This is a genomic window from Streptomyces griseoloalbus, from assembly GCA_014650015.1.
GTDB classification, from domain to species: Bacteria; Actinomycetota; Actinomycetes; order Streptomycetales; family Streptomycetaceae; genus Streptomyces; species Streptomyces griseoloalbus.
In genome coordinates this window covers 137,314-159,659 of the sequence record BMUD01000005.1, presented here as the reverse complement: position 1 = coordinate 159,659, position 22,346 = coordinate 137,314, and the positions used below count along the sequence as shown (strand labels likewise).

Sequence of the window (22,346 nt, the reverse complement as noted above, 5' to 3'; positions counted from 1 at the left end):
GGGCCCAGCGCACATGTACGGCACCTGTACGGGGCCGACACCAGCCATATGTACGTATGAAGCAGCCGAACGAGCGGCGGCTGCCGTCCGCCTCACGGGGAGGCGTACGGCAGCCGCCGCGTCCGACGAGGTGTCAGTCCTTCTCGACGTCCTCCAGGGCCTTCAGCGCCGGGTCGAGGACGACGTCCTCGGTACGGGCCTCGGTGCTCGGGTCCTCCGGGAAGTGGCAGGCCGTCAGGTGGCCCTCACGGTTGCCGGAGATCTGCAGGAGCGGCGGCTCCTCGGTGGCGCACTTGTCCTGCGCCTTCCAGCAGCGGGTGCGGAAGCGGCAGCCGGACGGCGGCATGATCGGCGAGGGCACGTCACCGGCGAGCCGGATGCGTTCCCGGTTCTCGGTCTCGTCGTCCATGGCCACCTCGGGCACGGCCGACAGCAGGGCGTGGGTGTAGGGGTGCCGGGGCCGGTTGTAGATGGAGTCCCGGTCGCCGACCTCGACCACCTTGCCGAGGTACATCACGGCCACGCGCTGCGAGAAGTGCCGGACCACCGCCAGGTCGTGGGCGATGAACAGGAAGGCGATGCCCAGCTCTTCCTGGACCTTCTGCAGCAGGTTGACGACCTGCGCCTGGATCGACACGTCCAGCGCCGAGACCGGCTCGTCCGCCACGATCAGCTTCGGGTTGAGCGCGAGGGCGCGGGCGACGCCGATGCGCTGGCGCTGACCGCCGGAGAACTCGTGCGGGAAGCGGTTGTAGTGCTCGGGGTTGAGGCCGACGAGCTCGAGGAGCTCGCGCACCTTCTTCTCCCGGCCGCCCGCCGGGTCGATCCCGTTGACCTCCATCGGCGACTTGATGATCGTGCCGACGGTCTGCCGCGGGTTCAGCGAGGAGTACGGGTCCTGGAAGATCATCTGGATCTCGGACCGCACGGACGCCATCTGCCTGCGCGAGGCGTGCGTGATGTCCTGGCCCGCGTACGTGATCTTGCCGCCGGTCGGCTCCAGGAGCCGGGTGATGAGCCGGCCGGTGGTCGACTTGCCGCAGCCCGACTCACCCACCAGGCCGACGCTCTCGCCGACGCCGACGGTCAGGTCGACGTCGTCGACGGCCTGCACGGCGCCGACCTTCCGTTTGATCGGGAAGCCGCCGTAGATCGGGAAGTGTTTGGTCAGGCCCTCCACCGTCAGCAGCGCCTCGGTGGACGCTCCGGTGGAGCCCTGCTGTGCCGGGAGGGTGAGGTTGTCGCTCATGTCTCGGATCTCTCCCTAGCGCAGCCGGGGCTGGATCGTGTCGAAGAAGATGGTCTGCTTCTGCTCCGCCGTCAGATGGCAGGCGGCGGCGCGGCCCTCGCCGAGCGGCGGGCGCTCGGTGCTGCACCGGTCGCCCCCCACCTCGCCGGTGAAGGCGCAGCGCGGGTGGAAGGGGCAGCCGGAGGGCGGGTTCAGCAGGCTGGGCGGAGACCCGGGGATCGGGTTCAGCGCCTGCGAGGTGTCGCCGCCGAGCCGCGGCATCGAGCTGAGCAGGCCCCAGGTGTAGGGGTGCCTGGGCTCGCGCAGCACCTCGCGGACGCCACCGCGCTCCACGGCCCGGCCCGAGTACATCACCAGCAGGTCGTCGGCCATGTCGGAGATGACGCCGAGGTCGTGGGTGATGAAGACGATCGCGGAGCCGAACTCCTGCTGGAGGTCCTTGAGCAGGTCGAGGATCTGCGCCTGGACCGTCACGTCCAGGGCCGTGGTCGGCTCGTCCGCGATCAGCAGGTCGGGGTCGCAGACCAGCGCCATGGCGATCATGGCGCGCTGGCGCATACCGCCGGAGAACTGGTGCGGGTAGTCGTCCACCCGGGACTTGGGCTGCGGGATGCCGACCTTGGTCAGCATCTCGATCGCCCGCTCCCGCGCCTCCTTCTTGGAGGCGCCGGTGTGCTTCATGAACGGCTCGGCGATCTGCCGGCCCACCGTGTAGTACGGCGAGAGCGCCGTCAGCGGGTCCTGGAAGATCATCGCGACCTTGTTGCCGCGGAGCTTCTCCATCTCCTTCTCGGAGGCGGTGACCAGCTCCTGCCCGTCGAGGACGATCTCGCCCTCGACGGTGGTGGTCTTGGGGTTGTGCAGGCCGAGCACCGTCAGGTTGGTGACGGACTTGCCGGAACCCGACTCGCCCACGATGCCGAGGGTCTTGCCGCGTTCGACGTCGAAGGACAGCCCGTCGACCGCCTTGACGATGCCGTCCTCGGTGGAGAACCGCACCCGCAGGTCGCGGACCGAGAGGAAGGAGTCCGGCCCGGTCGGGGCCTTCTCGCCTTCGGTCTTGGTCAGTGTGGTCACGGTGTTTCTCCTAGCTGAGCCGCACGCGCGGGTCGATGTAGGCGTACGCGAGGTCGACGATGATGTTCAGGATCAGGATGAAGAAGGCCCCGAACAGCATGACGCCCATGGTCACCGGCAGGTCCTTCGTCAGCGACGAGTCGACCGCGAGGCGGCCGATGCCGGCCAGGTCGAACGTGAACTCCGTGACCACCGCGCCGGACAGCAGCGCGCTGAGGTCCATACCGAGGATCGTGACCATCGGGATGAGCGAACCACGCCAGGCATAACGGAAGAAGACGTACCGCTGCCTCATGCCCTTGGCGCGCGCGGTGCGGACGTGCTCCTCCTGCAGTTGCTCGATCATGGTCGAGCGGGACATACGCGTGTACTGGGCGGTGAAGATGGTGGCCATCACCAGCCAGGGGATGAGCAGGCCGAGGGCCCAGGTGGCCGGGTTCTCGGTGAACGGATGGTACTTCGGGTTCTCCATCAGGCCCGAGCTGTACACCAGGATGCCGAGGGCGATCGGGCCGAGGAAGTAGATCTGGAACGAGCTGAGCACGATCGAGGCGCCGCTGACGAGCTTGTCGACCACCGTGCCGCGCTTCCACGCGGCGAGCAGACCCGAGCCGAGGCCCAGCGTCAGGAAGATCACCAGACCGCCGACGGTCAGGGACAGCGTCAGCGGGAAGCGGTCGACGATGGAGTCCCACACGAAGTTGCCGCTGTCGAAGGAGACACCCAGGCACGGCGCGGAGCAGTGCCCCTGCGGGAAGTCGCGGCCGGCCACGATGCCCGACATGAACTCCCAGAACTGCGTGGTGATGGGCTTGTCCAGGCCCAGGTTCTCACGGATCACCGCGAGGTTCTCGGGGGAGCAGTTCTTGCCGCAGGACAGCGCAGCGAAGTCCTGCGGGATCGTATAGAACAGGAAGAACGTGAAGGCGCCGATCAGGAACATGATGACGAAGGCGCCGATCAGCCTGCGGATGAGGAACTGAAGCATGGCGGGTGGATGCTCTCTTCGAAACGCGGCGGCAGGGCGGGGGTACCGTCCGCGGGGGTGCGCTCCGCCTGGCGCACACCCCCGCGGTCAGCCGAGCTGACGGATTACGGCTGCTTCAGGTACAGGTCGTTGATGTCGATGTAGCTCGACTCGTTGCTGTACTTGGCGCCACCGATGTTCGATCCGTAGAGCTGGATCTGCTTCGAGTAGTAGACCGGGGCAGCCGGGTTGATCTCCTCCACGATGCGGTGGTGAGCCTGCTCCCAGGTCTTGGCGGCCTCCTCCGGCTGCTGCGTCAGGGCCTTCTCGATCAGCTCGTTGACCTGAGCGTCGTCGATGTGCGAGTAGTTCGACGCACCGTCCTGGACCTGCGTGCCGTCGTAGACGGGGGTGATGACCGTGGACGGGGACGGCCAGTCCTGGCCCCAGCCGGTCATGTACAGGTCGTACGGGTTCTTCAGCTTGCCGACCTGCTCGTAGAAGCTGGCCCGGTCGATCTCCTTCGCCTGGATGTCGAAGCCGATCTTGTTGAGCGCGTCCTTGATGATGACCATCTGCGCCTGGCCGCGCGGGGTGTTGGAGTAGGCGTAGGTGAGCTTCGTGCCCTCCTTGACACCCGCCTCCTTCAGCAGCTGCTTGGCCTTCTCCGGGTCGCCGTTGGGCTTCTTCAGCTTGCCGAACGGGTCGTACGTCCCGTCGAAGCCCGGCAGGGTCGGGGCGAGCAGACCGCCGGCGATCTCACCGCCGTAGCGGCCGCCGTCCGCCTGGACCATGGACTGGTTCGGGATCGCGTACGTGATCGCGTCGCGGATCTTCTTGTCCTTCATCCGGTCAAGGTTGAAGGTCAGCTGCCACACGTAGGGCTGGTAGCCCTGGATGGTGCGCTTCTTGGTCGCCGCGTCGCCGATGACCGTGGACATCTGGGCCGGGTCCACCGAGTCCGTGAACTGGATGGCGTTCTTGGCCTCGCCCTGGTCGGCGATCAGACGCTTGGTCTGGCTGGGCTGGTCGATGGTGCTGGTGAAGTTGTAACCGTCGACGTACTGGTGGCGCACCGAGTCCGTCTTCGGGTCCCACTGGTCGTTCTTGACCAGCTTCATCGACTTGCCGGCCTTGTACTCGGCGATCTTGTAGGGGCCGAGCGCCGCCGGGGCGTCGTCGTACTTCTCCTTCGTGTCCTGCTTCTCGGGCACGATGGCGTAGCCGGCCATGGCCAGGGCCTGCGGGAGGTCCGGGCGCGGCTGGTCGAAGTGGAAGACGATCGTCTTGTCGTCCGGGGTCTCCAGCACGGAGTCCGGCAGGTGCTTGCCCTTGTAGGGGCCGTCCGGCAGTTCCTTGCGGTACTCCGGGCCCGACAGCCAGGTCTGGACGTAGGTCGGACCGTCGAAGATGACCTTCGAGTACTGGCGCTCGATGGTGTGGCGGACGTCGGCCGAGGTGATCTCGTTGCCGTCCTCGTCCTTGACGCCGTCCTTGAGCTTGTACGTCCAGGTCTTGCCGCCGTCGGAGGACTGGCCGGAGTCGGTGGCGACGTCACCGACGACGGTGAGGTTGCCCTCCTCGTCCTCGTGGAAGTTGGTCAGACCGCGGTGGACCAGGTTGGAGAACTGGCCGGCGTCGCTGACGTAGATCTGGCCCGGGTCCATGTGGGACAGGTCCGACTGCATGTAGACGTTGATGAAGCCACCGGACTTGGCCCCGGCGACCTCCTCGGCGGGGCCGTTGGAGGCGGCCGCGTCACCGTAGGCGACAGGGTCCTGCTGCTCGGCAGCGTCCTTCTGGGACTTGGAGTCGTCCTTGCCCTTGCTGCCGCCGCCGTTGTCGCCGGAGCAGCCGGTGAGCGCCAGCGAGCCGGCCACGATGGCCACGGCGATGGCGCGCACGGTGCGGGTTCTGATGGGCTTCATGATGCCGATGCACCTACCTGTCATTTGTTGTCCACGAGTGCTGCCTGACGGTCCGGTCACCCGGCACGGGGGCGGCAGCTCCCCCACCACCAATGGACGGTTAGCGTCCGGTCTTGGGGTCGAATGCGTCCCGGACGGAGTCTCCGAGAAGGTTGAAGGAGAGGACGAAGATCACCAGCGCCGCGCCCGGGAAGAACATGAACATCGGGTCCTGCTCGTAGACGTCGGCGCCGATGGCGAACATGCGGCCCCAGTCGGGGGTCGGCTCGACGAAGCCGACACCGATGAACGAGAGGAAGGCGATCGTGAGGATCGTGCTCGGGAGGATGTAGGTGGCCTGCACCAGGATCGGCGTGACGATGTTCGGCAGGATCTCCTTGCGCACGATGCGCCAGGGAGAGGCCCCGGACACCTTGGCCGCCTCCACGAACTCCCTGTCAGCCAGCGAGAGAACGGAACTGCGCACCAGACGGGCCAGGCCCATCCAGCCGAGGAACCACATCACCAGGATGATCGCCACGGCCCGCAGGTAGGTGGGGGTCTCGTCCTGCGGGGAGACGAACATCGCGGTCACCACCGGCATGAAGGCGATGAAGAACAGCTGCTGCGGAAAGGCCAGGAAGAAGTCGGTGACCCGGCCCAGCCAGTAGTCCACCCGGCCGCCGAAGTAGCCCATGACCATGCCGATGATCACGCCGGTGACCACGCACAGTGTCGTGACGACCACGGCCATGTACAGCGAGGTGCGCATGCCGTACAGCAGCATCGTGAACACGTCACGGCCGAGCTTGGGCTCCACACCGAACCAGAAGTCGCCCGACATGCCGCCGAAGGAACCGGTGGGCATGGCGAAGTCGTCCAGGAGGAACGGGTAGTCCGGCTCCTGCGCGTACAGCGTGTAGGGATTCTTGCCGTACACCTTCGCGATGAGCGGAGCCAGCGCCGCGACGACGAAGAAAAAAATCACTACGCACGCGGAAACGACTCCGGTACGGTCGCGCTTGAAGCGCTGCCACATCAACTGGCCGGGGGAACGACCCTCGGGCTGCTTCTCGCCCTGGGCGACCGCGTTTTCGGTGGTCGCTGCGAGCTCAGGGTCCAAGACAGCCGCGGACCCGGAGTCCTCGGCCTTGATTGGACTGGTCATCGTGTTCGTCCCCCGGGGGGTTGGAGAGTTGAGCGCAGCACAGATACCGGCAGGTTCTGTGGTTTGGGGGAACTTTCGCCAAACGAGTCAACGCGCGTCAAGGGCGGAAGACATAGGGATCTCCCTACCGTCCATATTTTGAGCAAAAATTGCAAAGATTGACATCTGCGCGCGCTTGACACCTCTGGAGACAAACCGGCAAATCGGGCAAATGCCCACACCATTTTGTTTACATGTCCGAAACGTGTCCGCGTGCGCACCGATATGCGAACGACCCTTCGGGGTTCCCGGGGGTCACAGTAGGCCCATGGGCTCGCGAGGGCGGACCTCGCGGCGGCCCCGTACCATGGGGTGAGGCCGAGGCATGTTCAGCCCGGCAGGGCCCGCACACCACAGACGCTCGTGCGGGGCATTCCTCAGCACTCCGGGAGTACGCCTTATATGGCCACGCGCCACGACATCCGCAACGTCGCCATCGTCGCCCACGTCGACCACGGCAAGACCACCATCGTCGACGGCATGCTCAAGCAGGCCGGCGCCTTCGCCGCGCACCAGCTCGACCAGGTCGACGACCGCATGATGGACTCGAACGACCTGGAGCGTGAGAAGGGCATCACGATCCTCGCCAAGAACACGGCGGTGAAGTACCACCCCAAGGACGGCGGGGAGCCCATCACGATCAACATCATCGACACCCCCGGCCACGCCGACTTCGGCGGCGAGGTCGAGCGCGGCCTGTCGATGGTCGACGGTGTGGTGCTGCTGGTGGACGCCTCCGAGGGCCCGCTGCCGCAGACCCGCTTCGTGCTGCGCAAGGCGCTCCAGCAGCGGCTGCCGATCATCCTCTGCATCAACAAGACGGACCGTCCGGACGCCCGCATCGACGAGGTCGTCAACGAGACCTACGACCTCTTCCTCGACCTGGACGCCGACGAGGAGCAGATCGAGTTCCCGATCGTCTACGCCTGCGGCCGGGACGGCGTGGCCTCCCTGACCAAGCCGGACGACGGCACGGTCCCGGCCGACTCCGACTCGCTGGAGCCGTTCTTCTCCACGATCCTGGAGCACATCCCGGCCCCCACCTACGACGAGGACGCCCCGCTCCAGGCTCACGTCACCAACCTCGACGCCGACAACTTCCTCGGCCGCATCGCCCTGCTCCGCGTCCACCAGGGCGAGCTGAAGAAGGGGCAGACGGTCGCCTGGCTGAAGCGCGACGGGTCCGTCTCCAACGTGCGCATCTCCGAGCTGATGATGACCGAGGCGCTCACCCGCAAGCCCGCCGAGAAGGCAGGACCCGGTGACATCTGCGCCGTCGCCGGCATCCCGGACATCATGATCGGCGAGACCCTCGCGGACACCGAGAACCCCGTCCCGCTGCCGCTGATCACGGTGGACGAGCCGGCCATCTCCATGACCATCGGCACGAACACCTCCCCGCTGGTCGGCCGGGGCGCGACCGGCAAGGGCGCGGACAACAAGGCGGTCGTCAAGGACCGCAAGGTCACCGCCCGCCAGGTCAAGGACCGCCTCGACCGCGAGCTGATCGGCAACGTCTCGCTCCGCGTCCTGGACACCGAGCGTCCGGACGCCTGGGAGGTGCAGGGCCGCGGTGAGCTGGCGCTGGCCATCCTGGTCGAGCAGATGCGCCGTGAGGGCTTCGAGCTGACGATCGGCAAGCCGCAGGTCGTCACCAAGGACGTCGACGGCAAGACGTACGAGCCCGTCGAGCGCATGACGATCGACGTGCCCGAGGAGCACATGGGCGCCGTCACGCAGCTCATGGGTGTGCGCAAGGGCCGGATGGACAACATGTCCAACCACGGCTCGGGCTGGGTCCGCATGGAGTTCGTGGTTCCGTCCCGCGGTCTGATCGGTTTCCGGACGGAGTTCCTGACCCAGACCCGCGGCACCGGCATCGCCCACTCCATCCACGAGGGCCACGAGCCCTGGTTCGGCACGCTCACCACCCGTAACAACGGCTCCCTGGTCGCCGACCGCTCCGGTGCCGTCACCGCGTTCGCGATGACCAACCTCCAGGAGCGCGGCGTGCTGTTCGTCGAGCCCGGCACCGAGGTGTACGAGGGCATGATCGTCGGCGAGAACTCCCGTGCCGACGACATGGACGTCAACATCACCAAGGAAAAGAAGCTCACCAACATGCGGTCGTCCTCGGCCGATTCGTTCGAGGCGATCGTCCCGCCGCGCAAGCTGTCGCTGGAGCAGTCCCTGGAGTTCTGCCGCGACGACGAGTGCGTGGAGGTCACCCCGGAGGCGGTCCGCATCCGCAAGGTGAACCTGGACGCCCGCGAGCGCGCCCGCGCCGCGAGCCGCGCCAAGCACGGCTGATCACGGCCGGACCACGGACGCCGAGCGGCACACCCCGATCCCGGGTGTGCCGCTCGGCGCATGTGCTCGTGGCGGTCAGTCCCCGGCCGGCGGCTCGGCGCTCTTCGCACCCGGCGCCCCCGTCGGTCCCTGCGCGGACTTCTTCAGGAAGCCCATGTCCTCGTACACCGGGGTGCGGAAGCCGAACGCGCCGACGTTGGCCAGGTTCTTGCGGGCCGCGGTGAGCTGGGGGCGCTGGAAGAGGGGGATCGAACCGGCCGCCGCCCAGATCCGGGAGTCGGCCTTGCGGAGCAGGGAGCGGCGCTCGGAGTCGTCGAGCGTGGTGATGGCCTGGTCGAAGAGCTGGTCGACCTGGTCGGTGCCGACGCGGGTGTAGTTCTGCTCCACGTTCAGCGAGCCGTCGGCGCCCGGGACCGGCTTGGCGTAGACGGGGCGGGCGTCGGTGGCGGGGAAGGCGGTCGCGGGCCAGGAGTACAGGGCGAGGTCGTACTCGCCGGAGGCGATGTGGTCCTTGAAGTAGCTCTCGTCGTCGACCTTGGAGATCTTCGTGCGGATGCCGATCCGCTCCAGCATCGTGGAGATCCGGTCGGCCACGGTGCGCAGCGTGTCCGAGCCGGGCCCCGAGGGCAGGACGAAGCGGAGGGTGAGCGCCTTGCCGTCCTTGGCGACGGGGGCCGCCTCGGCCCGGGCCGGGGCCGCGGTGCCCCTGGGGGCGTAGGCGCCGGGGGCGCTGCCCTGCTCCAGGTGCTGGGTACCGGTGCCGGAGTCCTGCGGCGCCTTGTTGTCGCCGCCGCCTTCCCCGCCGTCGGCGCCGCTGTCTCCGTTCTCCCCGCTGTCGCCGTTCTCCCCGCTGTCGCCGCCTTCCTTGTCGTCCCCGCCCTCCTCGTTGTCCTCGCCGACGATGTACGTGCCGTCGTCGCCGCCCTCGGACCCGGTCTCGGAGTCCTCCTCGGAGCCGCCGTCCTTCTCCCCCTGCGAGCCGGCCGCCTTCTCGCCCTCCTCCTTCTTCTCCTCGACCCGCCCGCCCGGCACCCAGCCGGCGTCCGCGAGCAGCGCCCGGGCCTCCTTGGTGTCCTGCCGGCCGAGGGCGCCGCTGTTGTCGGCGTAGGCGGCCTGGCCGGACAGCGCGAGATGGCTGCCGACGGGCTGGGCGGGCAGTCCGAGCGGTTCCAGGACCGCCTCGGCGATGGCCTTCCGGTCCAGGGCGCGGGCCACGGCACGGCGGACCCGCTCGTCGGCGAGGGGACCGTCGGCGCCGTTGAGGGCGAGCTGGGTGTAGGCGGGCTCCAGGGACTTGCGCACCTCGAAGCCGCCGAGGGCCTTCTGCTGACGGGCGTACTTCGCGGTCTTCCCGCGCAGCTTCTCGCGGGCGGAGATCTCCTCGTCGGCGGCCTCCTCGTCGGAGCCGTTGGCGATCGCCCAGGAGCGCAGGTCGTCCGCGGCCGACCGCTTGGCGCCGGGGCCCATGAGAGGGCTGCTCGCGCTCTGCTCGAGCGCGGCGGCGGTGATGCGGCGGACGGCCGAGGGGTCGATCTCGGCCAGGTCGACGGTGCCGGCGGCGAGCGCGGAGATCCGCTTGTCGCGGGGGACGGCGCGCAGCACGATCGTCGAGAGCTTCGCCGGGTCGCCCCACCAGCGCACGCTGCGGGTGAGGGTGACCTCGTCCTCCTTGCCGTCGACCTTCTTCACCGTGAAGGGCCCGGCGGTGACCTTGAGCTTCTTGCGCGCCCCGTCGTTGAAGGAGTCCGGGGTGCCCATGACGTCCTTCGGGTACAGCGGGGTGAACAGTGACCGCCAGTCGGCGTAGGGGCGGCTGAAGGTGACCTTGACCTCGAGGTTCCCCTTGCCCCGCTCGATCTTCTCGATGCGGTCGTAGCCCGCGTTGCGGGCGGTCCAGTAGGCGGTGTCCTTGCCGGACAGGGCGCGCCACTGGGCGGCGAAGTCGGCGGCGCCGATCTCGCGGCCGTCGCTCCAGACGGCCTGCTGGTTGAGCTTGTACAGGACGACCTGCTTGGGCTCGGTCTCGACGACCTCGGCGGACTCCAGGTAGTCGGGGTTGCGCACCGGCCGGCCCCGGCTGTCCATCCGGTACAGCGACGGCAGGACGGCCTGCGCGATCCGGGTGGTGGTGGCGTCGGCGTCCGACTGGAAGGTGTTCAGGGTGGCCGGGGCGGTGTCCACGGCCCAGCGCAGGGTGCCCCCGTCGGCGACCCGGGCCCGGTCGGCGCGCCCGATGTCCCCTGTGGCCAGGGGCTTGCCCGCGGGGTCGTCGGAGCCGCATCCGGCCAGCGCGGGCACCGCGAGGACGCCCGCCGTGAGGAAGGCGGCCGCGCGCATGACCGCGCGCGGGCCGATGCCGTCGTGGGACATCTCTGGGTACCTCCGGGAAGCCGCGGGCGTTACGATCACTTTTGGTGGTATTTGGAGCTCATCCGATGTATGCGGCCCACTGAAGAGGAAAGGGTTCGGCAACTCAGGACGACACGGCGGCCACGGGTGGCAAGCCACCCGTGCGGCGCAACGCACCGGACGGTGCACCCATACGCCTCGGCCAATCGGCGCACATCCCTTCACAGCGCAAGGTGTGACGCGCGACACTCGCAGGCGCATGAACGTTGCCGCCTTGGGCCCGAAGGACCCGTGGAAGTGAGGGCAAGTCATGTCCGTGCACGACGAACTGGCATCCGTCCAGCGCTGTCTCGACGACCTGATCCGGTCGGTGGGGCGCCTGGAGAAGCAAGTGGGCAGCGGCGGCCTGGAAATGCGCCGCGTCCGCGCCGACACCAACCATCTGCGCGAGAGCCTCGCGCTGCTGCGGGAGACGGCCGCGACCACCACGGCACCGCAGACGCGCCCCGATCTCGTGACCATCTCCGACACGCCGTACGACCCGTCGCTGTGGGTGGACACGGACGACGAGGGACTCGGCGCCCGTGACCGTCGCGCCCCCTGACCCCGACCGGAGTGGACACGTGGCCACTGGTACGGAACCCCCTGCCACAGAACCCCGTCCCCGAGGCGGCGTGAGAACGGGTACGCGCGCCGCGATCAGCGCCCCGCACCTGCGGACCGACCGCTGGTGGCTGGCCCCGGCCGCCACCGCGGCCGGGCTGCTCGCCTTCATCGTCTACTCGACCTGGCGGGCCTTCGCGAACGCCGACTACTACGCGGCACCGTACGTCTCACCGTTCTACTCGCCGTGTCTCGCGGAGAACTGCGAGCCGATGAGGGCCGGGCCGAACTGGGACCTGTTCGGCAGCTGGTGGGGCATCTCGCCGGCGATCATCGTCCTGATCTTCCCGCTCGGCTTCCGCCTGACCTGCTACTACTACCGCAAGGCCTACTACCGGGGCTTCTGGGCGTCCCCGCCGGCCTGCGCGGTGGCCGAACCGCACGGCACGTACACCGGGGAGACCCGCTTCCCGCTGATCCTGCAGAACCTCCACCGGTACTTCTTCTACGCGGCCCTCCCGGTGGCGGGCATCCTGACCTACGACACCGTCCTCGCCTTCCGCGACGAGCACTACGCGTGGGGCCACATGGGCCTCGGCACGCTGGTCTTCCTGGTCAACATCGTGCTGATCTGGGCGTACACCCTCTCCTGCCACTCCTGCCGGCACATCGTCGGCGGGAAGCTGAAGCACTTCTCGAAGCATCCGGTGCGCTACCGGATGTGGCAGTGGGTGAGCCGGCTGAACGGCCGGCACATGCAGCTCGCCTGGGCGTCGCTGCTCAGCGTGGCGCTCGCCGATCTCTACGTGTATCTCGTCGCGTCCGGTGCCTTCGACGATCCGCGCTTCTTCTAGCTGAGTGGGGAACTGACTGATGCCCGTGGTCGACCGGCAGGAATGGGACGTCGTCGTGGTCGGTGCGGGCGGCGCCGGACTGCGCGCCGCCATCGAGGCGCGGGAGCGGGGCGCCCGTACGGCCGTGATCTGCAAGTCGCTGTTCGGCAAGGCGCACACCGTGATGGCCGAGGGCGGCATCGCGGCCGCGATGGGCAACGTCAACGCCGGGGACAACTGGCAGGTCCACTTCCGCGACACCATGCGCGGCGGCAAGTTCCTCAACCAGTGGCGGATGGCCGAGCTGCACGCCCAGGAGGCACCGCAGCGGGTGTGGGAGCTGGAGACCTGGGGCGCGCTGTTCGACCGGACCGAGGACGGCCGGATCTCGCAGCGCAACTTCGGCGGCCACGAGTACCCGCGCCTGGCGCACGTCGGCGACCGCACCGGCCTGGAGCTGATCCGCACCCTCCAGCAGAAGATCGTCGCGCTCCAGCAGGAGGACTTCCGGGACACCGGGGACTACGAGTCCCGGCTGAAGGTCTTCCAGGAGTGCACGGTCACCCGGGTGCTCAAGGAGGGCGAGCGAAGCGGGATGGGGGTCCCCCCGGCCGAGGGCCGGGGGAGGGTCTCGGGGGTCTTCGGGTACGAGCGGGAGTCCGGCCGCTTCTTCGTCCTGGAGGCGCCCGCCGTGGTGATCGCCACCGGCGGCATCGGCAAGTCGTTCAAGGTGACGTCGAACTCGTGGGAGTACACCGGCGACGGTCACGCGCTGGCGCTGCTCGCCGGGGCGCCGCTGCTGAACATGGAGTTCGTGCAGTTCCACCCGACGGGGATGGTCTGGCCGCCGTCGGTGAAGGGCATCCTGGTCACCGAGTCGGTGCGCGGGGACGGCGGGGTGCTGCGCAACTCCGAGGGCAAGCGGTTCATGTTCGACTACATCCCGGACGTCTTCAAGGACAAGTACGCCGAGTCCGAGGACGAGGGCGACCGCTGGTACGACGATCCGGACGACAACCGGCGCCCGCCCGAGCTGCTCCCCCGCGACGAGGTGGCCCGCGCGATCAACGCCGAGGTGAAGGCGGGCCGCGGCTCCCCGCACGGCGGGGTCTTCCTGGACGTGTCCACGCGGATGCCGGCCGAGGTGATCAGGCGGCGGCTGCCGTCGATGTACCACCAGTTCAAGGAGCTGGCGGACGTCGACATCACGGCGGAGGCGATGGAGGTCGGGCCGACCTGCCACTACGTGATGGGCGGCATCGCCGTCGACTCCGACTCGGCGGCGGCACGCGGGGTGCCGGGGCTCTTCGCGGCCGGTGAGGTGGCCGGCGGGATGCACGGCTCCAACCGGCTCGGCGGGAACTCGCTGTCCGATCTGCTGGTGTTCGGGCGCCGGGCGGGCCGGCACGCGGCCGAGTACGCGAGTGGCGCGGCGGCCGCGCGGCCCCGGGTGGACGACGTACAGGTCGACGCGGCCGCCGCGGAGGCCCTGCGGCCGTTCTCCGCGGAGAGCGAGGCACCGGCCGAGGGCCCGCCGGAGAACCCGTACACCCTGCACCAGGAACTCCAGCAGACGATGAACGACCTGGTCGGCATCATCCGCCGTGAGCACGAGATGGAGCGCGCCCTGGAGAAACTGGCCGAGCTGCGGGTGCGGGCGCGCCGGGCCGGGGTCGAGGGGCACCGGCAGTTCAACCCGGGATGGCACCTCGCGCTGGACCTCAGGAACATGCTGCTGGTCAGCGAGTGCGTGGCCCGGGCGGCGCTGGAGCGCACCGAGTCGCGCGGCGGACACACCCGTGAGGACCACTCCGCGATGGACCGCGCCTGGCGCAACGTCAACCTGCTGTGCGCGCTCACCGATCCCACGGGCGGTCTCGCGGCCACCGACCCGGTGCGCGGCCAGATCGCTCTCACCCGCGAGACCACCGAACCCATCCGCCCGGACCTGCTCGCCCTCTTCGAGAAGGAGGAGCTGGTCAAGTACCTCGCCGAAGAGGAGCTCTACGAGTGAGCAGCTACGAGGCCCGCTTCAAGGTGTGGCGGGGAGACGTGCGGGGCGGCGGCCTGGAGGACTTCGCGGTCGAGGTGAACGACGGCGAGGTGGTGCTCGACATCATCCACCGCCTCCAGGCCACCCAGGCCCCCGATCTCGCCGTGCGCTGGAACTGCAAGGCCGGCAAGTGCGGTTCCTGCTCGGCGGAGATCAACGGGCGTCCCCGGCTGCTGTGCATGACCCGGATGTCGGTGTTCGAGCGGGACGAGACGATCACCGTGACCCCGCTGCGGGCCTTCCCGGTGATCCGCGACCTGGTGACGGACGTCGGCTTCAATTACGCCAAGGCCCGGCAGGTCCCGTCCTTCGTGCCGCCGGAGGGGGTCGGGCCGGGCGAGTACCGGATGACGCAGGAGGACGTGGACCGTTCGCAGGAGTTCCGCAAGTGCATCGAGTGCTTCCTGTGCCAGGACACCTGCCATGTGGTGCGCGACCACGAGGAGAACAAGCAGGCGTTCGCGGGGCCGCGCTTCCTGATGCGGGTCGCGGAGCTCGACATGCATCCGCTGGACGCGGCCGAGGAGGCCGGCCTGGACCGCGGGCGCACGGCCCAGGACGACCACGGCCTCGGCTACTGCAACATCACCAAGTGCTGTACGGAGGTCTGCCCCGAGGGGATCAGGATCACGGACAACGCGCTGATCCCGCTGAAGGAACGGGCCGTCGACCGCAAGTACGACCCGCTGGTGTGGCTGGGCGACAAGATCCGGCGGCGCTCCTGAGCCTCGCGCACGGCTCGCTCACGGCTCGTTGAGCCAGCCCTCCCGGTACGCCTTCCAGTCCGCCTCCGTCGCCGCGAAGTCGACGTAGAGGGCCACGCCGAAGTGGGCGCGGTCGGCGTCGGTGCGGGACAGGCCGAGGCGCACGCCGCGGACGGCGGCGGGGACGGTCTCGGCGTGGGCCCAGTGGCCGAACCGGTTCTCCCGGAAGAAGGGCAGACCCATCAGCAGGTCGGTGGAGGGCGGGGTGACCTCCAGGGCGAGGGCGGTCTGCTGGGCGACGTAGCCGCCGTAGGTGCCCTCCAGTGGCTGGATGGTGTCGTACGACATGAGGGCGATCTGGTCGACGCGGCGGGCCACCTGCCCGAAGTACTCCTGCGACCACCACTTGGGGTGGCCGGTGAGCGTGCCCCAGAAGGAGTGGAAGGCGGGGAGCGGGTCGATCTGGTGGGCGGCGACGGAGAGCGGGACGTCGCGCGAGCCGGTCTCCTCGTGCAGGGCGTCCAGAAGCTTCAGGTAATCGCCGTCGCCGGAGTGCAGGGGCTCGAGGTCGAAGTGGACGCCGTCGTAACCGGCGTCCAGGATCTCGCGGGTGGAGCGGAGGATCGCGGCGCGGGACTCGGCGCGCTCCAGGTGCAGGGCCTCGGGGTGCTCGGGGGCGAGGATGTCGCCGAGCCAGGCCTGGACGCGGACGCCGGGCAGCTCGCGGTGCACGGAGTCGATCAGCCAACGCGCGCGGGGGTACGCCGACTTCGGCAGGGTGCCGTCGTGCTCCAGCGGGCCGGAGTGGACGTACAGGTCGCGGATGCCGGTGCCGTCGAGGCGGCGGGCGAGCGCGGTGATGTCGGCGTCCTTCTTCCGCCCGTCGACCCACGCGTGCCCGAGCCAGATGGCGTCCCGGTCGCGGGTGCGGGTGCCGTCCACCGGGTCGCCGGTGTAGTTGATCCACAGGGCCGTCTCGGCGGTGAGGAGGGGCACCAGGAGGGCCAGGACCAGCCCGAGGGCGGTGCGTCTGAGCCGGCGGGCCCAGGGCAGGCCGCGTTTCGCCTCCGGGGGTGCGGTGCCTTCGGCAGGCTCCCGCGGACCGACCTGGCCCCCGGCCGCCACCGGTCCCTGCTCACCGACCCGGCCCCCGGCCGCCACCGGTCCCTGCTCACCGACCTGGCCCCTCGTGCCCGCCGGTTCCTGCGACTGTGTGCGCTCCATGCGCGTCCTCCCCGCCTCTCGGCCCGGCCGTGTGGCCCGTGGTGTGGGAGGAGACGACGCGTCAGGACGTCGTGGTTCCGACAACGGTTGTCAGAACAGGCTCAGCAGTGCCTCCGCCGGGTCGGTGAGGCTGGTGTCGGGGCCGGGGAGGGGGAGTTCGAACCAGACCGTCTTGCCCCGGGGCGTACGACGGGAGCCCCAGGCGGCGCTCAGCAGGCCGACGAGCTGGAGGCCCCGGCCGCCCTCGTCTGTGTCGCGGGCGCGACGCCGGCGGGGCTGGACCAGGCCGGAGTCCCAGACCTCGCAGACCAGGGTGCGGTCGAGGAGGAGACGGAGCCTGATCTCGCCCTCGCCGTAGCGCAGGGCGTTGGTGACCAGTTCGCTCACCAGGAGCTCCGTGGTGTCGACCAGGGGCTCCATGTCCCAGCTGAGCAGCTGCCCGCGGGCGTACTCGCGGGCGCGGCCCACGCTGCGGGGCTCGCGGGGCAGGGTCCAGTCGCCGACGGACTCGGCGGGCAGCCCCTGGACGCGGGCCATCAGCAGGGCGATGTCGTCCTCTCCGTGGTGGGTGTCGAGGGTGTTGAGGACGTGGTCGCAGACGTCCTCCAGGTTCGGATAGGTGTCGGCGCCCGGCGCCGTCGTCGGGGGGTGGTGGCCGGGCGACGGGCGGGAGGGGGCCGTCAGGGCGCCCACGAAGGCCTGGAGGCCCTCGTCGAGGGGGTGGTCGCGGCTTTCGACGAGTCCGTCCGTGTAGAGGGCGAGCAGGGCGCCCTCGGCCAGTTCGACCTCCACCTCCTCGAAGGGCTCCCCGCCGACACCGAGCGGCATGCCGGGCGGCACGTCCAGCATCAGCGCGGGCTCGCCCGGTTCGACCAGGACGGGCGGCAGATGGCCCGCGTTGGCGAAGGTGCAGCGCCTGGTCACCGCGTCGTAGACGGCGTAGACGCAGGTCGCCAGGTAGACCTCGGAGAGGTCGGCCTCGCGGGGGCGGCGGGCGGCGCGGGTCGCCTGCTGGACGCCTCCCACGGAGCCGAAGGCCTGGGAGGGGCCGCCGGGGGCGCCGAGTCCCCGGGCGATCTCGTCCAGCTGGGCGAGCACCTCGGCGGGTTCGAGGTCGAGCTGGGCCAGTGTGCGCACGGCGGTGCGCAGTTCGCCCATCGCCACGGCGGCGCGCAGGCCCCGCCCCATGACGTCGCCGACGACCAGCGCGGTGCGGTGGCCGGGCAGTTCGATGACGTCGAACCAGTCGCCGCCGACCTCGCTGGGCCGGCCCGTCGCCGCGTTGCCCGGCAGATAGCGGCAGGCGATGTCGAGGCCGGAGGCCTCCGGGTCGCCGGGCGGGAGCAGGGACCGCTGCAGTATCAGCGCGCGTTCGTGCTCGCGCCGGTACAGGCGGGCGTTGTCGATGCAGACGGCGGCGCGCGCGGCCAGCTCGACCGCGAGGTCGCGGTCGCGGTCGCCGAACGGCTCGCTGCCCTTGGTGCGGGCGAACTGCGCGAGGCCCACCACCGTGTCGTGGGCGACCATCGGCACGGCGAGCGTGGACTGCACGAGGCCGCCGTCCTCACCGGGGACGAATCGCGGACGGGCGGTGCGCAGGGCGTCCGCGCAGGGCGAGCTGAACGGGTAGTGGTGGACGGCGCCCAGCTTGACGGGTTCGGCGGTGCCGCCGCTGAACGGCGCGTCGGAGACGGCGCTGGCGAAGGCGACGCGGCGTACCTCCGCGCTGCCGTCGGCGAGGCCCAGCGGGGTCTCGTCACCGGCCAGCAGGCCTTGGTAGAGATCGACGGTGGCCAGGTCGCAGAAGCCGGGGACGACGACGTCGAGGAGTTCGCGCGCGGTGGTCTCCAGATCGAGGGAGTTGCCGATCCGGGCACCCGCCTCGTTGAGGAGGGCGAGATTGCGCCGTGCGGCGGCGGCCTCTCGGGCGGCGGCACGGCGGGCGGTGATGTCGGTGCCGAGCCAGGCGATGCCGATGGGCCGGCCGCTGCCGCTGTGTACGCGGTAGAGGTTGACGGACCAGTGGCGGCGCTCGTCGGAGCCCGGCACGAAGCCCGTGACGTGCATGTCCGTGATGGAGTCACCGGTCTCCAGCACCCGGCGCAGGGTCGCGGCCACCCGCTCGGCCTCGCCGCGCGGCAGGTAGTCGTGCACACCCTTGCCGCGGTGGTCGTCGGGGCTGCCGCCGAAAGTGGACGCGAACCGCTGGTTGGCTCGGCGTACCCGCAGGTCGGGGTCGATCAGCAGGAAGCCGAAGGGAGATTGGCCGAATATGGCCTGCGAGGCGGCGAGGTCGGTCTCGATGCGGCGCAGGGTGCGGACGTCGACGACGATGCAGACGGCGGCCTTCTCGCCGTCCTCGGTGCGCGTCGGCATGACGTAGACCTCGGCCATGCCCTCCCGGTCGCGCTCGTCCGCCGCCACCGAGTCCGGCAGCCGGAAGGGCACCACTCCGGTCCACTCCCGCCCGTCGAGGATCTCGGCCATCTTGCGCTGGCCGCGCTCCCGCCGGACGGGCTCGAGGAACGCCTCGATGGGGTCCATGCCGACGGCGCGGTCGGCGGGGACACCGAAGATCTGCTCGGCGCGCAGGCTCCACTGGTCGACCAGCCCGTCCGGGCCGATGGAGAAGGAAGCGACCTTGATGTAGTCGTACATGGAGCCGGGTGGACTGGTCTGCCACATCGCGTCGGCGGACGGAGCGTCGCCGAAGGCGGAGCCGTCCGCGGCCCCTGTCCTCGCGCCGCCCGACGAGTCCTCGGACTCCGTGGCCTTCGCTGGTATCTCGCTCACGCGAACCGTCCCCTCCAGCTCACCGCGTCCGGCACCGGTCACCGGGGGCGGCTGCCCGCAGTATCCAGCACTACGGCGCCGCACAACACGGTGTTCACGATCACAGCACGATCCCGATGCTTTTCGGTCCGCGCCGTGAGAACACTTCCAGTCTTCTAACCAGCGGACACGTCATCGAACCCCCCTCTTCGACAACCTCCACGGGCCGGAACCGGTCACTCCATGTAACGGGCGGGCGCGTGCACCGGAACGACCGTGCGATGCGTCATCGTGGCACCGAGAGTTCGAACCACACGGTCTTCCCGTCGGCGCCGGGCCGGGCGCCCCAGCGGCGGGAGGCGGAGGCCAGGAGACGCAGTCCGCGTCCGCTCTCGTCGTCGGGCCGGGCGTCGCGTTCGCGCGGAAGGTCGGGGAGCGGGTCGGAGACCTCCACCAGGAGGACTCCGGCGAGGTCGGAGGGGCGTACCAGACGGACCCCTATGGGACCCTCGGCATGCCGCAGGGCATTGGTGACCAGTTCGCTGACCAGCAGGGCCGCGAGGTCACCGATGCTGTCGAGGTCCCAGCGGCGCAGTTGGTCACGGACGGCGGAACGGGCGGCGCGCACCGCTCCCGGGTCCGCGGAGAAGGTCCACGTGGCGAAGTCGCCATCGGTGTCGCTCACGCGGATCACTTCCCCGCAGAGGGAGTCCAGCCATGTCCGTTTTCATGGGGTTAATGGGCACCTACCCGGTATCCCTGGCGGAGTACCGCGCTCGACGGCGCATCGAGGCACGGGCGGCGTGGGAAGGCGCCCACGTCTCGTCGGCGCTGCCCCCGCACGCCGGAACCGCGCTTCACGCGCCCTGCCGCTGATGGGCGGTCACGGATGCCGTGCGGTGTGGGTGAGGGTGTCCCGGACGGCCGGTACGTCGTGCTCGAGCCAGTCGACGTCCCAGATCCGGTCGGGGGTGAGCCAGCGCAGCTCGTCATGATCCTCGAGGGGCCGGGGAGCGGGGGATCCGGGGCGCAGGCGGGCGGTCCACACCTGCATCACATACGGCGCCCGCAGCGGCCACTCCCCCGGGACGCGCTCTCCCGCCCGTGCCTCGACACCGAGCTCCTCACGCAACTCCCGTACGACGGCGGCGTCCGGGGTCTCCCCCGGTTCGACCTTGCCGCCGGGCAGCTCCCAGCGTCCGGCCAGGTCGGCGGGCGCGCTCCGGCGGGCGGCGAGCAGCCGCCCCTCGTGCCACAGGGCCGCCCCGACCACCAGGATCCGCTCGCTCATGTGCCGGAGCCTACGGGAGCGCCGGACCGCGGCCGGCCGGCGGGCCGGGGCGGCCGACGCGCCGGAGTCGGTCGGCGGGCCGGAGTCGGTCGGCGGACCGAAGTCGGTCAGTGGACCGAAGTCGGTCGGCGGGCCGGAATCAGTCAGCGGGCCGAAGTCCGTCGGCGGGCCGGAGTCGGTCAGCGGGCCGAAGTCGGTCGGCGGGCCGGAGTCGGTCAGTGGACCGAAGTCGGTCGGCGGGCCGGAATCAGTCAGCGGCCGGAGTCGGTCGGCGGGGTTGGTCGACAGCCCGAGTCAGTCGACGGGCACCGGCAGGACGACAGTCCCGGCCGGTCGACGGGCACCGTGCCCGGACGAGCAGTCCCGGTCGGCCGACGATCCGTGCCGGACGAGCAGTCCGGGTCAGTCCGCGGACGTCGCGTTCCGGCCGATCCGCTCGACCCAGTAGAGCTGTTTGTGGCCGCGCTCGTCGAGGCTGTCCGCGATCCTCTCGGCCTCGGCGCGGGTCGCGTACCGGCCCACCCGGTAGCGATTGCCGTTGTCGTCCTGACGCACGACGAGCCAGGGAAGAGTCACCGTCCCGTCGTTCATCGCTCCCCTCCACTTCCCGCCCGCGGCCTGTGCCGCGCCCCGCCCGGTAAGGAAACCGCGATCCGCATATGCCCGACCCTACGCCTTACCTTCACTGAGCGGATACGCCTTTTCACAAAGAGGTACGCAACCGGCCAGAACGCAGGGGGCGCACGGGGGCGGATGCGCCGTGCGTGAAGGTCGACGCGTCCGGTCAGCGGCGTACCGCCCGGTGCGCCGCGCTCCAGGGGCGACCTGGGAGAACGGCCAGATTGTTACGGCGTCGGGGCAGCCGTGTCGGGGCCGGCGCGCCGGAGTGGACGCGCGGCGGGGGCGCGGAAGGGAGCGCGGGGGAGTGAGAAGGCGACGGGACGGAGGTGCGACGGCGGGTGGGTGCTACTTCACCGGGAGGTGGTAGGAGGCCCGGTACCGGTCGGCGGGGATGACCACGTCGGCGGTCTCGACCGGCCGCCCCGAGGCGAAGTAGGTGCGCTGGATGACCAGGACGACATGGCCGGGGACGCCGCCCAGCACGACCAGTTCCTCGGCGAGGCCGGGGCGGGCGCCGACCTCCTCCGTGACGTTGTCCACGATCACGTCGATGGCGCGCATGCGCTCGACGACGCCCATGCCGCCGAGCGGTCCCTCCTCGGGCAGCATCACGGGGGTCCGGCCGGTCAGGGCCAGCGGCTCCCAGGAGGTGGAGAGCATCATCGGCTCGCCGGCCTCCCGGAAGAGGTACTTGGTGCGCATCACGCGGTCGCCGGGCTCGATGCCGAGCCGCTCGGCGATGGCGGCGCAGGCGTCGCTCTGCTCGCTGTGGGACTCCCAGGTGCCCCGGACGCCCGCGTCCGCCTGCTCCTGGCGGAAGGGTGTGGCCCCCCGCTCGGGACGGAACCCGGAGCGGGCGACCCGGCGCGGCACCGGCCGCTCGCGCACATACGTCCCCGAGCCGGAACGGCCCTCGACGAGCCCCTCCGCCATGAGCACCTTGCGCGCCTCCAGCGCGACGGTGTCCGAGACGCCGTACTCCTCGCGGATCCGCGCCTGGGAGGGGAGCCGGGTGTGGGGCGGCAGACGGCCGTCGACGATCTTCTTGCGGAGATCCCCCGCGACACGCAGGTACGCCGGCTGCTCACCGAATGTCACGGGCCGCTCCCATCAGGTTGTACAGACAGCAACAGCGTGGCAACCGCAGGTTGTGCCAGGCAAGCGAAGGCCAGAGAATCA

The 22,346-nt window shown here is 70.1% G+C and carries 17 protein-coding genes; 5 read left to right on the top strand and 12 right to left on the bottom strand.

Features of this window, described 5'->3' with window-relative positions:
- Positions 1–133: 133 nt before the first annotated feature.
- From IE178_RS09680 to IE178_RS09660, 5 genes are all read right to left on the bottom strand, one after another.
- Positions 134–1,249: an ABC transporter ATP-binding protein gene (locus IE178_RS09680; RefSeq protein WP_193511959.1), complete on the bottom strand. Its 1,116-nt coding sequence runs from the start codon at positions 1,247–1,249 to the stop codon at positions 134–136.
- 15 nt (positions 1,250–1,264) lie between these two features.
- On the bottom strand, positions 1,265–2,326 hold the full coding sequence (locus IE178_RS09675) for an ABC transporter ATP-binding protein (protein ID WP_184766469.1): 1,062 nt from the start codon (positions 2,324–2,326) through the stop codon (positions 1,265–1,267).
- 10 nt (positions 2,327–2,336) lie between these two features.
- Positions 2,337–3,314 carry an ABC transporter permease gene (locus tag IE178_RS09670; protein ID WP_184766468.1) on the bottom strand — a complete coding sequence of 326 codons (978 nt, stop codon included), beginning with the start codon at positions 3,312–3,314 and terminating at the stop codon, positions 2,337–2,339.
- A 104-nt stretch (positions 3,315–3,418) separates the two neighbouring features.
- Complete coding sequence (locus IE178_RS09665; RefSeq protein WP_193511958.1) at positions 3,419–5,221, bottom strand: ABC transporter substrate-binding protein; 1,803 nt, start codon at positions 5,219–5,221, stop codon at positions 3,419–3,421.
- A 100-nt stretch (positions 5,222–5,321) separates the two neighbouring features.
- Positions 5,322–6,368, bottom strand: coding sequence for an ABC transporter permease (locus IE178_RS09660; RefSeq protein ID WP_193511957.1), 1,047 nt, complete (start codon positions 6,366–6,368; stop codon positions 5,322–5,324).
- Positions 6,369–6,809: 441 nt separating this feature from the next.
- Here IE178_RS09660 and typA point away from each other — a divergent pair, with 441 nt between their 5' ends.
- Complete coding sequence (typA, locus tag IE178_RS09655; RefSeq protein ID WP_184766465.1) at positions 6,810–8,717, top strand: translational GTPase TypA; 1,908 nt, start codon at positions 6,810–6,812, stop codon at positions 8,715–8,717.
- A 75-nt stretch (positions 8,718–8,792) separates the two neighbouring features.
- Here typA and IE178_RS09650 read toward each other — a convergent pair whose 3' ends face one another.
- A complete protein-coding gene (locus tag IE178_RS09650; protein WP_193511956.1) occupies positions 8,793–11,087 on the bottom strand; it encodes an ABC transporter family substrate-binding protein in 2,295 nt (764 codons plus the stop codon).
- A 289-nt stretch (positions 11,088–11,376) separates the two neighbouring features.
- Here IE178_RS09650 and IE178_RS09645 point away from each other — a divergent pair, with 289 nt between their 5' ends.
- Genes IE178_RS09645 through IE178_RS09630 form a run of 4 tightly spaced genes read left to right on the top strand, consistent with a single transcriptional unit; the run spans position 11,377 to position 15,280 of the window.
- Positions 11,377–11,670, top strand: coding sequence for an Rv0250c family protein (locus IE178_RS09645; protein WP_193511955.1), 294 nt, complete (start codon positions 11,377–11,379; stop codon positions 11,668–11,670).
- Positions 11,671–11,689: 19 nt separating this feature from the next.
- The gene (sdhC, locus tag IE178_RS09640; RefSeq protein WP_193511954.1) at positions 11,690–12,523 is read left to right on the top strand and encodes a succinate dehydrogenase subunit SdhC; all 834 of its coding nucleotides are present in this window, start codon (positions 11,690–11,692) and stop codon (positions 12,521–12,523) included.
- Between the two features lie 19 nt (positions 12,524–12,542).
- Entirely contained in the window at positions 12,543–14,516 is a 1,974-nt protein-coding gene (locus tag IE178_RS09635) for a fumarate reductase/succinate dehydrogenase flavoprotein subunit (protein ID WP_193511953.1), read from the top strand.
- Positions 14,513–15,280: a succinate dehydrogenase/fumarate reductase iron-sulfur subunit gene (locus tag IE178_RS09630; protein WP_193511952.1), complete on the top strand. Its 768-nt coding sequence runs from the start codon at positions 14,513–14,515 to the stop codon at positions 15,278–15,280. Before IE178_RS09635 ends, IE178_RS09630 begins: the two co-directional genes overlap by 4 nt.
- 18 nt (positions 15,281–15,298) lie before the next feature.
- On the opposite strand, the gene IE178_RS09625 is transcribed toward IE178_RS09630, so the two are convergent.
- From IE178_RS09625 to IE178_RS09600, 6 genes are all read right to left on the bottom strand, one after another.
- Positions 15,299–16,483, bottom strand: a complete 1,185-nt coding sequence (locus IE178_RS09625; RefSeq protein WP_318279942.1) for a glycoside hydrolase family 18 protein — start codon at positions 16,481–16,483, stop codon at positions 15,299–15,301.
- A 90-nt stretch (positions 16,484–16,573) separates the two neighbouring features.
- The gene (locus IE178_RS09620) at positions 16,574–19,276 is read right to left on the bottom strand and encodes a SpoIIE family protein phosphatase (protein WP_193511951.1); all 2,703 of its coding nucleotides are present in this window, start codon (positions 19,274–19,276) and stop codon (positions 16,574–16,576) included.
- A gap of 265 nt (positions 19,277–19,541) precedes the next feature.
- Entirely contained in the window at positions 19,542–19,970 is a 429-nt protein-coding gene (locus tag IE178_RS09615; RefSeq protein WP_184766496.1) for an ATP-binding protein, read from the bottom strand.
- A gap of 168 nt (positions 19,971–20,138) precedes the next feature.
- Positions 20,139–20,546, bottom strand: a complete 408-nt coding sequence (locus tag IE178_RS09610; RefSeq protein ID WP_184766457.1) for a (deoxy)nucleoside triphosphate pyrophosphohydrolase — start codon at positions 20,544–20,546, stop codon at positions 20,139–20,141.
- A 402-nt stretch (positions 20,547–20,948) separates the two neighbouring features.
- On the bottom strand, positions 20,949–21,137 hold the full coding sequence (locus IE178_RS09605; protein WP_184766456.1) for an SPOR domain-containing protein: 189 nt from the start codon (positions 21,135–21,137) through the stop codon (positions 20,949–20,951).
- Between the two features lie 375 nt (positions 21,138–21,512).
- Positions 21,513–22,265: a GntR family transcriptional regulator gene (locus tag IE178_RS09600; protein ID WP_184766455.1), complete on the bottom strand. Its 753-nt coding sequence runs from the start codon at positions 22,263–22,265 to the stop codon at positions 21,513–21,515.
- Between the last annotated feature and the right edge of the window lie 81 nt (positions 22,266–22,346).

What these genes read in the sequence shown, in the direction of transcription:
- IE178_RS09680 (WP_193511959.1), bottom strand. Translation starts at nt 1,249, where the DNA reads ATGAGCGACAACCTCACCCTCCCGGCACAGCAGGGCTCCACCGGAGCG.
- IE178_RS09670 (WP_184766468.1), bottom strand. Translation starts at nt 3,314, where the DNA reads ATGCTTCAGTTCCTCATCCGCAGGCTGATCGGCGCCTTCGTCATCATG.
- IE178_RS09665 (WP_193511958.1), bottom strand. Translation starts at nt 5,221, where the DNA reads ATGAAGCCCATCAGAACCCGCACCGTGCGCGCCATCGCCGTGGCCATC.
- IE178_RS09660 (WP_193511957.1), bottom strand. Translation starts at nt 6,368, where the DNA reads ATGACCAGTCCAATCAAGGCCGAGGACTCCGGGTCCGCGGCTGTCTTG.
- typA (WP_184766465.1), top strand. Translation starts at nt 6,810, where the DNA reads ATGGCCACGCGCCACGACATCCGCAACGTCGCCATCGTCGCCCACGTC.
- IE178_RS09650 (WP_193511956.1), bottom strand. Translation starts at nt 11,087, where the DNA reads ATGTCCCACGACGGCATCGGCCCGCGCGCGGTCATGCGCGCGGCCGCC.
- IE178_RS09645 (WP_193511955.1), top strand. Translation starts at nt 11,377, where the DNA reads ATGTCCGTGCACGACGAACTGGCATCCGTCCAGCGCTGTCTCGACGAC.
- IE178_RS09635 (WP_193511953.1), top strand. Translation starts at nt 12,543, where the DNA reads ATGCCCGTGGTCGACCGGCAGGAATGGGACGTCGTCGTGGTCGGTGCG.
- IE178_RS09625 (WP_318279942.1), bottom strand. Translation starts at nt 16,483, where the DNA reads ATGGAGCGCACACAGTCGCAGGAACCGGCGGGCACGAGGGGCCAGGTC.
- IE178_RS09610 (WP_184766457.1), bottom strand. Translation starts at nt 20,546, where the DNA reads ATGAGCGAGCGGATCCTGGTGGTCGGGGCGGCCCTGTGGCACGAGGGG.
- IE178_RS09605 (WP_184766456.1), bottom strand. Translation starts at nt 21,137, where the DNA reads ATGAACGACGGGACGGTGACTCTTCCCTGGCTCGTCGTGCGTCAGGAC.